This window comes from Acinetobacter tianfuensis (genome assembly GCF_003611465.1).
In the GTDB taxonomy this organism is placed as follows: Bacteria; Pseudomonadota; Gammaproteobacteria; order Pseudomonadales; family Moraxellaceae; genus Acinetobacter; species Acinetobacter tianfuensis.
In genome coordinates, this window is sequence record NZ_RAXV01000110.1 from 1 (window position 1) to 367 (window position 367).

The window sequence follows — 367 nt, forward strand, 5'->3', positions numbered from 1 at the left end:
TTGGCCACGTCGATAGTTTCGGCATCAGAAACGCAGATGATTTTTGGCGTAATGCCCAATACAGATTTAACTGTGAGCAACGCCTGCAGGCCTGTGCGCTGCCCATTTTCTTCTGTCGCGCCGATGACCTGCGACTGGTCAAATTCACCGTCAGAAAATGGATTTTCAATGCGGATCACGACCAGGGTAGGCGATGTAATCTGCGAAATGATTTCCAAATTCTTGCGCAGGTTTCCTGAAGTACCGGCTTTTGGCAGCGCGCGGTTGATTGATGTGACCAGGACAGGCGTGTTGAGCGGAAAGGCATCTTCATCCGCATCATCTGCGAACGCAAGCATTGCGATGGTATTGGTATCAGCATTGCGGA

Annotated in this window: 1 pseudogene; it reads right to left on the reverse strand. The window is 50.7% G+C overall.

Features of this window, described 5'->3' with window-relative positions:
- Window positions 1-367: pseudogene (locus tag D7V32_RS17110) on the reverse strand (hypothetical protein); the annotation flags it as partial.